The sequence below is a fragment of the Pseudomonas sp. 43NM1 genome (assembly GCF_002836905.1).
Taxonomy (GTDB): domain Bacteria; phylum Pseudomonadota; class Gammaproteobacteria; order Pseudomonadales; family Pseudomonadaceae; genus Aquipseudomonas; species Aquipseudomonas prosekii.
In genome coordinates this window covers 1-14,584 of record NZ_MKGS01000178.1, presented here as the reverse complement: position 1 = coordinate 14,584, position 14,584 = coordinate 1, and the positions used below count along the sequence as shown (strand labels likewise).

At 59.7% G+C, this 14,584-nt stretch carries 11 protein-coding genes; 6 read left to right on the top strand and 5 right to left on the bottom strand.

Going from position 1 to position 14,584, the window contains the following annotated elements; genetic code table 11:
• Positions 1-203 precede the first annotated feature (203 nt).
• Together BI292_RS22845 and BI292_RS22840 are read left to right on the top strand one after the other, a co-directional pair.
• The gene (locus BI292_RS22845) at positions 204-1,652 is read left to right on the top strand and encodes a nucleobase:cation symporter-2 family protein (protein WP_101209268.1); all 1,449 of its coding nucleotides are present in this window, start codon (positions 204-206) and stop codon (positions 1,650-1,652) included.
• 121 nt (positions 1,653-1,773) lie between these two features.
• Complete coding sequence (locus tag BI292_RS22840) at positions 1,774-2,247, top strand: LEA type 2 family protein (protein ID WP_092280875.1); 474 nt, start codon at positions 1,774-1,776, stop codon at positions 2,245-2,247.
• A 44-nt stretch (positions 2,248-2,291) separates the two neighbouring features.
• Here BI292_RS22840 and BI292_RS22835 read toward each other — a convergent pair whose 3' ends face one another.
• Positions 2,292-3,215, bottom strand: a complete 924-nt coding sequence (locus BI292_RS22835; protein ID WP_092280873.1) for a carbon-nitrogen hydrolase family protein — start codon at positions 3,213-3,215, stop codon at positions 2,292-2,294.
• 84 nt (positions 3,216-3,299) lie between these two features.
• On the opposite strand from BI292_RS22835, the gene BI292_RS22830 reads away from it, so the two are divergent.
• Positions 3,300-4,217 carry a LysR substrate-binding domain-containing protein gene (locus BI292_RS22830; RefSeq protein ID WP_101209267.1) on the top strand — a complete coding sequence of 306 codons (918 nt, stop codon included), beginning with the start codon at positions 3,300-3,302 and terminating at the stop codon, positions 4,215-4,217.
• 88 nt (positions 4,218-4,305) lie between these two features.
• Here BI292_RS22830 and BI292_RS22825 read toward each other — a convergent pair whose 3' ends face one another.
• Positions 4,306-4,557 carry a hypothetical protein gene (locus BI292_RS22825; protein ID WP_092280869.1) on the bottom strand — a complete coding sequence of 84 codons (252 nt, stop codon included), beginning with the start codon at positions 4,555-4,557 and terminating at the stop codon, positions 4,306-4,308.
• Positions 4,558-4,720: 163 nt separating this feature from the next.
• Between BI292_RS22825 and BI292_RS22820 the strand changes: the two genes are divergently transcribed.
• Positions 4,721-5,038, top strand: a complete 318-nt coding sequence (locus BI292_RS22820) for a YqjD family protein (RefSeq protein ID WP_092280867.1) — start codon at positions 4,721-4,723, stop codon at positions 5,036-5,038.
• A gap of 202 nt (positions 5,039-5,240) precedes the next feature.
• Here BI292_RS22820 and BI292_RS22815 read toward each other — a convergent pair whose 3' ends face one another.
• Positions 5,241-6,272: an Ldh family oxidoreductase gene (locus tag BI292_RS22815; protein WP_101209266.1), complete on the bottom strand. Its 1,032-nt coding sequence runs from the start codon at positions 6,270-6,272 to the stop codon at positions 5,241-5,243.
• 216 nt (positions 6,273-6,488) lie between these two features.
• Between BI292_RS22815 and BI292_RS22810 the strand changes: the two genes are divergently transcribed.
• The gene (locus BI292_RS22810) at positions 6,489-11,294 is read left to right on the top strand and encodes a dermonecrotic toxin domain-containing protein (RefSeq protein ID WP_101209265.1); all 4,806 of its coding nucleotides are present in this window, start codon (positions 6,489-6,491) and stop codon (positions 11,292-11,294) included.
• 47 nt (positions 11,295-11,341) lie between these two features.
• Here BI292_RS22810 and BI292_RS22805 read toward each other — a convergent pair whose 3' ends face one another.
• Positions 11,342-11,611, bottom strand: coding sequence for a PepSY domain-containing protein (locus BI292_RS22805; protein ID WP_092280861.1), 270 nt, complete (start codon positions 11,609-11,611; stop codon positions 11,342-11,344).
• 152 nt (positions 11,612-11,763) lie between these two features.
• Between BI292_RS22805 and BI292_RS22800 the strand changes: the two genes are divergently transcribed.
• Positions 11,764-12,765, top strand: a complete 1,002-nt coding sequence (locus BI292_RS22800; RefSeq protein WP_101209264.1) for a FecR family protein — start codon at positions 11,764-11,766, stop codon at positions 12,763-12,765.
• 55 nt (positions 12,766-12,820) lie between these two features.
• Here BI292_RS22800 and BI292_RS22795 read toward each other — a convergent pair.
• On the bottom strand, positions 12,821-14,584 hold a 1,764-nt coding region (locus BI292_RS22795; protein WP_101209263.1), incomplete at its 5' end, for an acylase.

Sequence of the window (14,584 nt, the reverse complement as noted above, 5' to 3'; positions counted from 1 at the left end):
CCCGTTCGGCGGCGAAGCAGTCGCGAACCCGGCGAACGCGGTTTGGGAATGCCTCAAGGGACGCTCTGCGTTCCAACGTGACGCCGAGCGTCCCCGGCTGCATTCCCTCGCTGAGCGCAGGAACGTTCATCAGGCACACCAAAATCTGATTTTTCTGGCATCCTGCGCCTCCATTTTCTGACCTGGCCCCTGGCGCTTTTCTCGTGACCTCATCCGAACATGCAAAACCCCAGCCCCGTTCCGACCTCATCTACGGCCTAAATGACCGCCCGCACCTGACCGCCACGGTGTTTGCCGCGCTGCAACACGTGCTGGCGAGTTTTGTCGGGATCATCACACCGACCCTGATCATGGGCGGCGCGCTGGGCCTGCAAAGCGAAATCCCGTACCTGATCAGCATGGCGCTGTTTGTTTCCGGGTTGGGCACGTTCGTTCAGGCGCGGCGCTTCGGCCCGGTGGGTTCCGGTTTGCTCTGCCTGCAAGGCACCAGTTTTTCGTTTATCAGCGTGATCCTCAGCGCCGGGTTCATGGTCAAGGCGCGGGGCGGCGGCACCGATGAGATTCTTTCGACGATCTTCGGCGTGTGCTTCTTCGCCGCGTTTATCGAAGTGGTGCTGAGCCAGTTCATCGGCAAACTGCGCATGCTGATCACGCCCGTGGTCACCGGCACCATCATCACGTTGATGGGCCTGTCGCTGATCAAAGTCGCGATGACCGACATCGCCGGCGGCTTCGGCGTGCCGGACCTCGGCGCCAGCCATCACTTGGCGCTGGCGGCGCTGGTGCTCGGCACTATCGTGGTGTTGAACCGGGTCGACGTGCCGTTCCTGCGCCTCGGCGCCATCGTCATTGGCCTGACGTTGGGCTACGTTGTCGCGTGGTTGATGGGCGACGTCGATTTCGCCAACCTGCCCGCCGTGCCGCTGATGAGCGTGCCGGTGCCGTTCAAATATGGTTTCAACTTCGATTGGGTCGCGTTTGTGCCAATCGCCGTGATTTTCCTGGTGTCGCCGCTGGAAGCTGCGGGTGACCTGACGGCCAACTCGATGATTTCCCGGCAACCGGTCAAAGGTCCGATTTACATTCGCCGGATCAAATCCGGCCTGCTCGCCGACGGCCTCAACTCGGCCATGGCGGCAGTGTTCAACAGCATGCCAATGGTGACCTTTGCGCAGAACAACGGCGTGATCCAACTGACCGGCGTCGCCAGCCGTTACGTGGCGTTCTTTATTGCCGGGCTGCTGGTGCTGCTGGGGTTGTTCCCGATGATCGGCGCGGTGCTGCAATTGATGCCGAAACCGGTGCTCGGCGGCGCCGAACTGGTGATGTTCGGCACCGTCGCCGTGGCCGGGATCAAGATCCTCGCCGAGGCTGGCCTGCATCGGCGCAACATGCTGATCGTGTCGATTTCTCTGGGCATGGGCCTGGGCATCGCGGCGGTCCCGGAAGTGCTGCGCGAATTGCCGCTGGCGTTGCACAACATTTTCGAATCGCCGATCACCGTGGGCGCGCTCTGCGCAATCCTCCTCAACATGTTCCTGCCGGAGGAGTTCATGGAGCTGGAAGAGGATGATTTCGACCCGGAAGCATCGATCCTGCAAGTCATGGAAAACCCGCACGCTACGGAATCCGCAACTGGCGCCAACCGCTGAGCGCGATGATGAACCCGTGACAGCCTGCAGCGAACGCCTCACAGTGAACGTGGTCGCACAGATGAACCGCCAGGTTTGATTAGCTGGCGGCTCAGTCCTTTTTCCATGTCGAGAGTTCGCGATGCGCAGAATTTTAGCTTTGACCCTTTCCCTGCTGTTGCTCTCGTTGAGCGCCTGCGCGCTGTTCCCCAACCGCGACCCGCTGAACATCAACGTGGTCGGCATCGAACCGCTGCAAAGTCAGGAACTGGAAGTGCGTTTCGCGGTGAAGATTCGCGTGCAAAACCCCAATGAAACCGCGATTGACTACAACGGCGTAGCGCTGGACCTGGAGGTCAACGGCCGGCCATTGGCCTCCGGCGTCAGCGATCAATCGGGGACGATTGCGCGCTTCTCCGAAGCCGTGTTGATTGTGCCGGTGAGCGTTTCGGCGTTTTCCGTGCTGCGCCAGACCCTCGGTCTGAGCCAGACGCAAACCCTCGACAACCTGCCCTACGTGCTGCGCGGCAAACTGGCGGGCGGGTTGTTCGGGACGATGCGCTTTGTCGATACCGGCAAGCTGAGTCTGCCGGGATCCTCCGCAGCCACCTGGTAACCAGCCGCCAAGCCATGCTCCCACTGGAGTGAGGTATTCGAGGGTTATTCGGTAAACCGCACCCCAGGTTTTGCCCGTTGATCCACCGCCAACTCGAACACATCCGGCCGCGCGTAATGCCCGACCACGTCGAAGTCATATCGCGCGCGCACCAGTTCATCTGTGTCGATCTGTGCCGTCAACAATCCCGGCCCACCGCGTAACGGCCCGGCCAGCACATCGCCCATCGGCCCGACGATCACGCTGCCGCCAGCAATCAACGGCCGATCTGCCGGCCAGTTGGCCACCTCCACGCCCAGCGCTTGCGGCGACTCCTGCACCTGGCACGCGCTGACCACAAAACAGCGGCCTTCATGGGCGATATGGCGCATGCTCACTTGCCACATCTCGCGCTCATCCACGGTCGGCGCGCACCACACCTCGACGCCTTTGGCGTACATCGCGGTGCGCAGCAACGGCATCATGTTTTCCCAGCACACCGCCGCCGCCAACCGCCCGACCTGAGTATCGAGCACCGGCAAGGTCGAGCCATCGCCCTTGCCCCAGATCAACCGTTCGGTGCCGGTCGGCATCAGTTTGCGGTGTTTGGCCACTAAGCCAGCGGACGGGTCGAAGTACAGCGCAGTGCAATAAAGCGTGCTGCCTGCACGCTCGATCACGCCGATCACCAGATTGGCCCCGGTGCGTGCCGACAGCCCGGCCAATGCTTCGGTCTCCGCGCCCGGCACGTCGATGGCGTTGGCAAAATAGCGCGCAAACGCCTCGCGGCCCTCCGGCAAGCGGTAACCCAATTGCGTGCCGAACCCCTCGCCTTTCGGATAACCGCCGAGCAACGCTTCGGGCATCACCACCAACGCCGCGCCGGATTCGCGGATGGCGTTTTCCCACGACAGGATCTGTTCGAGGGTGTGTTCCTTGCCACCGGGCAAGGCGCCGATTTGCAGGGCGGCAACGATTGATTTGGGCATCGCGGTTACTCCGGGGCAATAAGGTGTTGCTGATTGTCAGCCGTGACCCGATCATCGATAAAGCCCCGTTCATTGCTGAATGATATGAACCTTATGAATATCGCCAACGTCGATCTCAACCTGCTGAAAGTCTTCGAGGCGCTGCACGAAGAGTCCAGCGCCAGCCGCGCGGCGTTGCGTCTGGGCGTGACGCAATCAGCCGTCAGTGCAGCATTGCGACGTTTGCGCGAGTTGTATGGCGATCAATTGTTTGTGCGCACCGGGCGTGGTTTGGCCCCGACGTTGCGGGCCAATCAGCTGAAACCAGTGGTCAGCGATGCGCTGAATAAATGCCGGCAGAGCCTGGCGATGATCGACCCGGCGGCCCATCACTACGAGGGTCGTTCGGTGACCGTGGGCCTGTCGGATGATTTCGAGATTGCTTACGGGCGGCGGCTGATCGAGCAGATTGCGCTGAGCGCGCCGAAGCTGCGCCTGATTTTCCGTCAGACGCACAGCCAGATCGTCGCCCATGCCTTGCTTGATCGCAGCATCGACCTGGCGATTACGGCGGGCGGGCTGACCGAGCGATTGCTCAGCCGGCAGGTGCTCGGTGAAGGCGGTTATCGGTGTCTGGTGGACCCGATCAGTCTGGCTGACGGACAGCAGAGCTTGAGCCTGGACGAGTTTATTGAGCGGGAACACATTCTGGTGTCGTCGGGAGGATTTATCGGGATCACCGATGAGGGTTTGGCGGCGCTGGGTTTGAGTCGGCGGGTGTGCGCGTCGACCACGCATTTTGCAGGGTTGCCATATCTGCTCAAGGGCAGCCACGCCGTGGCAACCATTCCGGCACACGCCGCAGAAAGCATCGCTGCGCTTAGCGGGTTGGCGCTGCTGCCCTGCCCGCTGGCCCTGCCGCGTTACCCGATTGAACTGGGTTGGCGCACCAGTACGCAACTCGACCCGGTGGTGCTGAAAGTACGCGAAGCGATCATCGCAAGCTTCGCCAAACCTCTATAGCAAAGCGCGGTGTGGGAGCAAGGCTTGCCCGCGATGGCGGACCTGAGACCGCCATCGCGGGCAAGCCATGCGCTGTCACCAGTGCAAATTATTTAGCAGCCATCAAGCGGTTCACTTCACTGCGCACCATGTTGGCAAATTCCGGCGGCGACATCGTGTCGAGCTCGGCGCGGACCCATTCGGCCCACTTGCCTTTGCGCTTGGAGCGCTCACCAAACAATCGCGCGGCTTCGCCCTTGGACTTGCCCAGGTTGCTTTGCCAGAGGTCGAAAAGACGAGACTTTTCATCTTCAAGCGCAGCGCGCTCGGCGAGGGGTTTGTCGGCCAGATTGAAACTCATGGGAAAATACCTGCTGCGTAAATGGCGACATCTTACACCTTGGAAGGGATTCTTCTGACCCCGAATTTGCTCTCCGACCTACGAGATCGCAAATTCCCTGCAACTTTTTCAACTGCCCAAGACTCCATTGTTCACTGCCCACTTATCCGCAAGGAGTTACTCAATGGCCCGCAAAACCCCAGTACAAACCGCCGCAGACCAAATCAAGGACCAGGCATTCAGCGAGCTGCAGGCGCTGATCGAAGAATCGGACAAATTGCTGAAAAGCAGCGCGTCGCTGGTTGGCGAAGAAGCCGACACCTTGCGTGGGCAAGTTGCCCAGAAGCTGCAACTGGCCCTGGAATCGGTGTCCAGCGTTCGCGAGCGCACCAAGCCTGCGGTCGAAGCCACTGAAAGCTACATCGGTGGCCATCCATGGCAGACCGTGGCTATCTCCGCCGGTTTCGGCCTGGTGGTCGGTTTGCTGCTCGGTCGCCGTTAACAGCGTCCGGCACTAAAAAAGGCGAGCTCAATGCTCGCCTTTTTTATGCCCAAATACATTACACCCGATCCTGTAGCAGCTGCCGAGCCCCGCGAGGCTGCGTAGAGTGCGCAGCCCTCGCAAGGTTTGGCGATGGCGGCGCTGTCGGACGCAGCCTCGCGGGGCTCGGCAGCTGCTACATGAATTTGCGGTTACTTTTGGGTTATGGGTTTGCCAGTTCTCGCAGGTTGGCGAGCACTTCAGCTTCCAGCGTAATGCCCTCGGCGGCCGATTTGGCGCGTTGCTGATGACGCCGATCGCCCGGCAACCGCTTCAACCCAACGCCGTGCATCTGCCGCACCAGTTCTTCGCTGCGCTGAGCGAAATCCTGTCCGGCACTTTTGCTCGGGTCGATCACGATCAGCAATTGCCCGGTCCACGGGGTCTTCGCCCCCGGATGGTTCGACCAATCGAACTCGAAGGAAAAATTCCCACCGGTCAACGCCGCCGCCAGCAACTCGACCATCATCGACAACGCCGAACCCTTGTGCCCGCCGAATGGCAGCAACGCGCCGCCCTCAAGAATCGCTTTCGGGTCCTCGGTCGGTTGGCCGAGGCTGTCCACGCCCATGCCTGCCGGCAAACGCTGGCCCTTGCGCGCGGCAATCTGCACGTCGCCATGGGCGATGGCGCTGGTGGCCAAGTCGAAAACAATCGGATCGCCGCCAGCCCTTGGCGCCGCAAACGCAATCGGGTTAGTGCCGAACAGCGGCCGGTCGGCGCCGTGCGGGACCACGCAGGTCATGCTGTTGACCACGCTCAGCGCCACCAGACCTTCATAGGCAAAGGGCTCAACGTCCGGCCACAGCGCGGCGAAATGGTGCGAGTTACGGATCGCCAACACCGCAATTCCGGCGCTGCGGGCCTTTTCCACCAACAACGCACGCGCGGCGGATAGCGCCGGTTGGGCGAAGCCATTGGCCGCATCGACCCGGACAAAACCCGACGCCACGTCTTCGACCACCGGCACAGCCTGGCCATCGACCCAACCGCTGTTGAGCGTCGAGACATAACCGGGAATGCGAAACACGCCATGGCTGTGGGCGCCGTCGCGTTCGGCACCGGCGCAGTTCAGGGCCAGGGTCTTGGCGACATCGGCCGAGGTGCCGTGGCGGACGAAAATCTGTTCGAGCAATTCGACCAGTGCAACGAAATCCAAGGTTTGCGTGTTCGAAGTGACAGGTGCTGCGGTCATCTGAGGCTCCAGTTTTATTATTGAGTGCGGGCTACAGGCTGAAACGGCTGGGCGGCAACCGAGAAAACGTGCGCCGATTAAGCGCTGTTGCGCAGGCCTTCTGTCAAGCCTGGAAAAAACTCCGGCTCAAGCAATATGTACCGCACGGCACTCGCGCAGCGGCCGTAACGTTTTTCCTCATCCCATCCGCCGAGATCGGCACATTGAGGAAAAACCATGACAGCTCCCCCGCTCCCCTATTTTTTTGACGAGGCCGAACTGGCGGCCAATGCCAAGCAACCCGGCGACCGAGAAAAAGCCCTGCAATTGACCACTGGCGATCTCAAATGGCTAAAGGCTGTTTACCTGGCCACCCATGCCGCCCGCGTGGCGCACACGCCCGGGATGCTCAGCCAACAACTGTTGCTGACCCCGGACAACGGCACGCCGATTCCCCTCGCCGGCGCGTTCTCGCTGAGCAAACCCGACGATGGCGAAGTGATCCTCTACACACCATGGAAAGGCCTGATCAAATACGCCGACATGGCCGATCTCACCAGCGCTCTGGAGCGCTGGTTGGGCGAAACCAGCGGCAAACGCGAATTGCTGCGCTACCTGTCAATCGACCAGCGCCGCACCGCCCTCGCCGCGCAAACACTCAGTGTTTCCACGCAAACCATCGACGGTGCGGTCTTCGAGGATCAGGAAACGGTTATCGAGCGCAATCAACAACAGAACATCACGGCGATGCTGGCCGAGCTGCTGAGATTCCCGAGCCTGCGCTCGATGCTCGATGACGTGTTCAAAACTGCGCTGGGCAAACGTTTCCCGGCGCTCGACCAGCGCAAAACCCGGATGGAAAGCTTTGACGGCAGCCATGATCCCAAACGCCGTTTGTCCTCGTTGTCATTGCACGAAGCCGTGCTGCATTTCTATCTGAACAATCAATGGCCGGACGGCGATACGCGAATCTTCGTTCATCCTGCACACGGTGCGAGCAGCACCGCCGACAATCAGGCGTGGGAAACCGCGTTGACGCAGATTGCGCAAAGCCTGACGCCGCATCTGCGCAGTCTGCTTGAAACCTTCTGGAACAGTCCGATGGCCAACGGTCTGTCACGCGCGGAGTTTTTCGCCGACAGCCTGCGCGATACCTTTTGCGTCGACCTGTTGCTCAAACGCCAGAAAGCCGTACTGACGACCGAGGAATACTTGCGTTTGATGGAGGTCAGTTTGGCCGGCACCGACGGTTTGCCGGTGACCAGCGACCCGGTGAAAATCGAAAAAGTGCGTGTCACCGCGCCGCTCAAACACTTCGTCACCCTGGCCTCGACCTTGCTGATCGACACCGGCAAAACCAGCGCGTTCCTGTACACCCAGTCAAGAGGTGTGGAAACCAGCGGCGACCTGGGGCAAATCAAAAACACCTTGCTGAGCATGATGAAAAGCGAGGGTCACGACGATAATCTGTTCAACTTTCTGTCGCTGGAAGAGCGCGAAACCTACTTGAAGCTGGAGTCGCAGGAACGGGCGATCGTCGCTGCGCCGGTCAGCGGTCCGGTGTTCCAGAACCTGATCGCCGACATTATCGGCAAACAATTGCAGAATCTGGGCTATGCCCTCAGCCGTTTTCGCGACAGCGCCGGGGTACTTGATCCCTATGCGTTGCTCGATAGCGCACTGGACGTGCGCGCCATGCTCGACCGTCGCTTGCTCGACCTGCAAACCAATGGCCGCTGGAGCACCCGCGCCGATCAACGCTGGAAAGCGCAACCGGCGACGATCCGCGCCGACTCAGCGAAACAGCAATTGGCGCTATTGAACAGCGTTGAATACGCGCTGGAACAACAACTGGAAAAGCATCCGGCGATAGCGCCGACAGTCACCACCATCGAGCAAGCACAAGCCAGCGTTCACAGTTCGCTTGAACTGCTGAAACCGAAGTTTTCCCATACCTTGTCGACTGCCCTGCGCAGCGAACTCAAGTTGCGAACCCTGGCGCGCACGCTCAGCCCGGTGCAGCAAGCGATTATCCAGACCGTGCTCGAGACGCCGGTGCGCCTGCAACGCGCCGCACTGAATGGTTTTTTGCCAGATGTTTTTGCGCTGGAACTGCAGAGTGCCAATGCCAAGGAGCACCTGAAACTGGCCAGTTGTTTTGTGCTGACCGAACGCGGTGGACTCGACCCTGAGCATTCCGGCAACACCATTCTCTGGACTCCAGCGCTCGGGTTTGAAGGCTTTGCGTCGCTGCAACCGATGCTGGCTGAACTCGAAAAACGTTTACTCAGCGAACTTGATCGCCCGGCGCTGGTAGAGAATCTGCAGCGCGACGAGCGCCTCCCCGGTCGCGCATTGACGCTGGCGCCGCTGCAACTGATTCACGGGGATTTTCTCGAACACCTGCAACAACCGCATGTTCGCCTCGATAAAACCGCGGTCGAGCGCGTACTCGCTGAAAATCTGCCGGCCACACAACGCGCCGACCTGCTCAGCCTGACCGCGCTGAGGGTGCCGAAAACCGGTTTGACACGGGCCACGGAGATCGCCCAATCGCTGATCACTCGGCAGGCCATTCCGACGTGGCTGGCCAATGCCTCAATCGAAGATCAAATCCTCCACTGCGAATTGCTCGGGCAGTATTTGAACCACGCGCGAGACGACAAGGATTACCTTTGCGCAGTTCGAACCCTGCAGCGCACAGCTCATCACGAGCTGCAAAAACAACTTGTGGCCGACGGACACGCGATTGATCCGGACACGATAGAAATTCAGATCATTGCCGGCGCGACCTCCGCCGCCCGAACGCAGACCTTGCCAGCCTTTGCCTTGATTCACCTGAAAGAGTTGGAGACGCTCAGTTTCAAAGCGCTGTCGCTGACTCGCACTGCATTGCCTGCCGCGATTGATCAGGCCTACGTGAAAAACCTGCTGCGCAACCTCAAGCTGGGTGAACATCAGCGCACCGAACTGAACAACGCATTCGCCGATTCGAATGCCGACGCCGTCGCCTCTAAAAAACTGTTCAACGCCCAGTTGCCCTGGCAATTGATGCACTACGCGCATGCGGAAAAGCTTCAGGAACGCCTGAGCCAAAGCGGATTTGAGCTAGTACGGCAGGTCATGGACATGCCCGATGCGATCGCTCGTGACGCGGTGCCAGGCACCGATGCGCTCATTCGCCCGCTGGAGCTGATGGGCGCAACGCTGGTGTCGGCGATCAAAGTGCCGGGGGTTTACCTGATCGGCCGAAAAGACCCGTCGCAAGGGCCGCTGGTGCTTTTGGCGCCCTACAGCGCTGAACACAGTTTGAGGGAATATGAAAACCACAGCGCTTTGCTGGCCGAGCTGAAAACTGCAGGCGCGTTGCAGCGCTGGGTCCTCGACAGCTTGCCGGCATCAGATCGGTTGCTGTGCAAAAATTGCCTGACTGCCACCACCGGTGCGCCGGTCGGCTTGGCGTCGAGCCCCATCAGCGGGTCATTGTTCAAGCAACTGTTCAATGACAACGCCCTGCTTCTGGCCAGACTGCTGGGCTGTCAGTCGAACAACGACGGGCAAATTGAATGGGAAACCATCAAACGTGTATTGGGCGAAGACCTGTCAGAAGCGTTGACCTTCGTCTCGGGCAAGCTCGCTTATCCGGTCGCCGTGTGGCGCAGTTATCGCGAGATCAAGACATCGGCGGAGCAACTGCAGGCGCACCGCTGGGGTCCTGCGGTAAGGAGTTTCATCCATGGGATCGCGCAACTGGTGACACTGCGCGGCTCAATGGAAAGTCGTGAACCAGCGCCAACTTCCCCAGGCGATGTCTCTGCGCCCTGGCAGCCAGTCGACACTACCGCGCCCGAGCGCACGCGTTTACAACGTTACGAAAACACCGAAGTCGACTTGAGTGCCCTGACGCTGGACAGCAAATTGGCGCTCTACACCGATCCAGTGACTCAACAACGCTACGCGCCGATCGCGGGCAAGGTTTATCCGCTCGATCAGCAGGCTGCGCGCTGGTTCATTCCCGTCATCGACGCCACGAGCAAAACCAAAGGGCCTCTGGTGGTGCGTAATCCTGCGCAGCAATGGGTGCTGGACGCCGTTGAACAACCGCCGCGTTATAACTTGTTCGGGCGGCTGAGGACATGGGACATCGTAAGCCAAGGGATGAACGTCGAAGCTGACGGGATGAGCGCCATTCAACGACTATTCCCCGTCAGGGCGCGCTTGATCAATGAAGGGCTGGATCTGGCGACTCATTACGCCTGGAACAGTTTTCGCAATCTGCAACTGCTGAAAAACCCAACCGCAGCAGTGACACCGGTTCATCAGCTCATCCAAAACTTTCTGGGTGTACCCGCGGTGCTGCCCGAGCACACGGCAGCGATTGAAAAAGTGCTGTTGGACATCTTCGGAGCGCTGCTGGACCCGAGCTTGCGGCACGTGAAGTCGAAGCGTTTTGTGGTCGGTCGAGTTCATGAAGACTCGGAGTTTGTCTTCGCGTTCGCGGTGCCGGCCGATCCGCTGAAAAAGATCTACTTGGCCAACAAGTTCTTCTTTCCCAAGCTCGATCACTACCGCAACTATATGACCGATGTGGCATTCCCGATCAGTGCCCACGCCCGTGCGTCCACGCTGATTCATGAGCTTTCGCACATTGCCTGCAAGACCGAAGACATTGCCTACCTCGAAGCCTATCGACCGTTTTCCGATCTGATCGAAACATCGAGTCCTCGAGCAAAAGCGCTGCGCGATACGTTGGAGGATATCCAGCTCAATGCGCTATCCAAAAGCTGTCCGCTGACGCGCCTGTTCACGGTGATCAATCCGGTGACCCAGAGTATCGAGGACCTCGGCGACACCAGTTATGAGGAAAGCGATCGCGCGCTGGCGCGCGTCTTCGCGCTGACCGGTAAAACCGATCTTGACGACGCTCGTGCAGCTTTCATGGCGGATTCGAGGGTGAGACTGGCGGTGCAACTGGGCAATGCCGATTCGGTGGCGTGGCTGATCAGCCATCTGGGAAGACACCTTCACAGCACCACGCCGTAAGTCCGGCAGCGGGTTCAGGGCACTGCGTTGGCAGTGCCCTGCAGGGTTTAGTCTTTCTGGTCGCGCAGGATGTTGCCGGAGGCGCCGTCGATGCGGAATTCATACACCACGCCGTCGGCCTTGCGGCCCTCGCCTTTCCAATAGCCGTCGTCGTCGGCGCTTATCTCATAGAGCTCGACATAACCGGCTTTGGTTTTCGCCACTTCAATGGCTTTCTCGATGGTGATCCAGCCAGCGCCCGGGCGGTCGGCCATGGCCGCACCGGCAGTCAGCAGAGTCGCGGCAGCAATCAGGGTGGCAAAGGTTTTCTTGATCATTTTTTCACTCCATTTATGGTTACTTCTTCGTAACGTCCATTTTTTAGGGCCTTTGGCGGAAAAATAAGTTCCACTTTGATGGGTAAATGCCATGACGGATGTTCTCGCCACGCAGCGCGCGAGGTTAGAATGCAGCAAATCAGGATGAGTCAATGACCGAACACACCTACTCGGAAGCCGAATTCGACGCCATTACCGATGCCGCTGCGCATTGGTGCATGCGTCTGCACGCCACCGACTGCACTGACGCCGAGCGTCGGGCGTTCGAGCAATGGCGCGCTGCCGATCCGCTGCACGCGTTCGAATACGACGCGATGCTGGAAATCTGGGATGTTGCCGGAGAACTGCCGCGTGCTGCATCCGCGCCACCGTTGTCATCCACCAAAGCTGCGACACCGTGGCGGACCTTCGGCATTGCCGCAGCCGTCTGCGCCGTGGCCTTGCCGCTGGCGGCGTACACCGGCTGGAACCTGGGATGGCTGCCTGACGCGTATCAGCATTTTGAAGCCAGCGACAATGTCCGGCAGGTGACCTTGGGCGATGGCAGTCAGGTCGAGCTGAACCTGAACAGCGAACTGACCTTCACCAATTACAAGAATGAGCGCCGAGTGAGACTGAAAAAAGGTGAAGCCTTTTTCAGTGTCACCCACGACATGGCCCGCCCATTTACCGTCAAGGCCGGTGAAGGCCGGATTCGCGTGACCGGGACCAAATTCAACGTCTGGCTGTACGAGGATCAAGTCAGGGTCAATCTGATCGAAGGCTCGGTGCTGGTCAGCAGCAACAATGCGCTGGCCGGCGACGGTTTGCGTCTGGGGCCGGCGATGCAGGCGCGTTATCGGCATGGCGACTACATGCCGCAGATCAGCCAGACCTACGCCAACGACAACTCCCTGGCATGGCGCAGCGGCAAACTGGTACTCGATGACCTGCCACTCAGCGATGCATTGCCACTGATCAATCGTTACCTGAGCAAACCGGTGATGGTGGCTGATAAAAGCACCGCAGCAATCCGCCTCGGCGGCATCTACAACATCAAAGAATTGAACAACCTTGTGGCCACCCTGCCCCGGGTTCTGCCGGTTTACCTGACGCGCAATGAGAACGGCAACCCGGTGCTCAATTCGATCCCGCAACAAACGCCAAAAGGCTGAAGGCCGCAACCCGTGAGGGGTGCGGCCTTCGTTGTTGCTGCCAGCAGAATGTCCGTTACTGCTTGGCTACCTTCCCGGCTTTCTCATCCGATTCGCGAATCGTCTGCACTTGATACTGCGGATCAGCCTTGATCTGCTGCTCGGTGAATGGCAGCACACTCAGTTGTTTGTTCGAGAACGCCTGCGTCTGGTCCCGTGAATACTTCGACGCCGGATCGCTCGACAACGAGAACGCCAGCAATCCTTGAGCCTGCGGGCCTTTTTCATCGAAAGTCACCACCTGCAGATAGCTGGTGCCGCTGACCACTTCAAGTTTGCCGTCGGCGCGCGGAACACTCTGGATCGCGTTGTAAATGCCCAGCGTACCCGGTCCACCATGGATGGACGTTTGCTGGCCACCGCTGCTGACCACTTGAATGTCACCCCAGTGACTGTCAGGTTTCAGGCCCATTTTTGTCGTCAACTCAAGCGACGCTTGCATCGCTTGACGAATGGCGGTGGCCACTTCCGGCCGCTCGAACGCCAAACCGTGCGGCGTGTGTTGCGGATCTTTTGGGTCGAACGCCACGCGCCAGATGTCAGGACGTTGCTGCAATGCTCTCATGACGTTCTGGAAATGCACCAAACCCAGACCACTGTCGAGATTTGCCCGACTGTCCCACGCTTTCAAGCTGGCACACACCGGCGCCAGTGTTGCGGCGTCTGCGCCCAGACCGGCGCTACAGAACTGCAGCAGATCCGGCATCACTTGCGTCGCCTGATACACCTGATCATCCATCACCATGCGCTGCAAATCCGCAGCGGCCACCGGCCCAGCCTTGTTCAACGATGCCAGACGATCCAGAGCAAAACGCGAACGCAGCCCCAGCGGTTGGCTGTCCTGGCTGATCAACGGCGAAAAACCGGTGAGTGGTTGCGCCGGGTTGGCCAGCCACGCGGAATCGTTGGAGTGCTGTACATAGTCGTTGCGCCACAACTGCGGCAATTTATCCGCGGCATAAATGCCCTTTTGCGCAGCATTCGGATCGATGTCCCAGGCGCACTCACTGTTGGAGCCGTCGAGCACGATCATCTGCAAGCCGGCGCGCGGATCGCTGCACTTGGCCAGTTTCTCGGCGTTGACGTTCGGCACCACCGAGAGGTTCATGTAAAGCGTCTGGCCCTGGTCGTCGGCGGCCAGCGTATTGACCCACGGAATGCCCTGAATCTTGTGCACCGAGGCCTGCAATTCCTTGAGGCTGGTGGCTTTGTTCATCGAATACCACTGCTGCAGCACCCGATCATTTTCCAGGTTGGCGTCGCGCAGGCTGTAGGCGAATTTATTGTCCCAATCGAGCTTGCCGGGCCACTGCACCACCGGGCCGAACGCCGAACTGTAGACCACATGCGACATCGGTTTGATCTGGCCGTCCGGCTGTTTGACGTTGACGGTCAAGGTCTGTTTATCCAGCGGCAAGGATTTGCCATCCAGCAGATAACGCGTCGAATCCTCAGGATCGAGTTGCAGGCGATACAGGGTGAAATGCTTGGATGAATCAACCGTGTGGGTCCACGCCAGATGCTGGTTGAAACCGATGTTGATCATCGGCAGGCCGGGTAATGCGGCGCCCATCACATCGAGTTTGCCGGGTATGGTCAGGTGCATCTGATAGAAGCGCATCCCGCCGATCCAGGGAAAGTGCGGGTTGGCCAGCAACATGCCGCGACCATTGAACGAGCGCTCGCTGCCGATCGCGACGGCATTGCTGCCACGGTCCAGCGCGAAACGTTGCTGGCGTTCGGCCGCCACCTGGAATGACTGAGCCGGGGTCGCCACAGC

What these genes read in the sequence shown, in the direction of transcription:
- BI292_RS22840 (WP_092280875.1), top strand. Translation starts at nt 1,774, where the DNA reads ATGCGCAGAATTTTAGCTTTGACCCTTTCCCTGCTGTTGCTCTCGTTG.
- BI292_RS22835 (WP_092280873.1), bottom strand. Translation starts at nt 3,215, where the DNA reads ATGCCCAAATCAATCGTTGCCGCCCTGCAAATCGGCGCCTTGCCCGGT.
- BI292_RS22830 (WP_101209267.1), top strand. Translation starts at nt 3,300, where the DNA reads ATGAACCTTATGAATATCGCCAACGTCGATCTCAACCTGCTGAAAGTC.
- BI292_RS22825 (WP_092280869.1), bottom strand. Translation starts at nt 4,557, where the DNA reads ATGAGTTTCAATCTGGCCGACAAACCCCTCGCCGAGCGCGCTGCGCTT.
- BI292_RS22820 (WP_092280867.1), top strand. Translation starts at nt 4,721, where the DNA reads ATGGCCCGCAAAACCCCAGTACAAACCGCCGCAGACCAAATCAAGGAC.
- BI292_RS22815 (WP_101209266.1), bottom strand. Translation starts at nt 6,272, where the DNA reads ATGACCGCAGCACCTGTCACTTCGAACACGCAAACCTTGGATTTCGTT.
- BI292_RS22810 (WP_101209265.1), top strand. Translation starts at nt 6,489, where the DNA reads ATGACAGCTCCCCCGCTCCCCTATTTTTTTGACGAGGCCGAACTGGCG.
- BI292_RS22805 (WP_092280861.1), bottom strand. Translation starts at nt 11,611, where the DNA reads ATGATCAAGAAAACCTTTGCCACCCTGATTGCTGCCGCGACTCTGCTG.
- BI292_RS22800 (WP_101209264.1), top strand. Translation starts at nt 11,764, where the DNA reads ATGACCGAACACACCTACTCGGAAGCCGAATTCGACGCCATTACCGAT.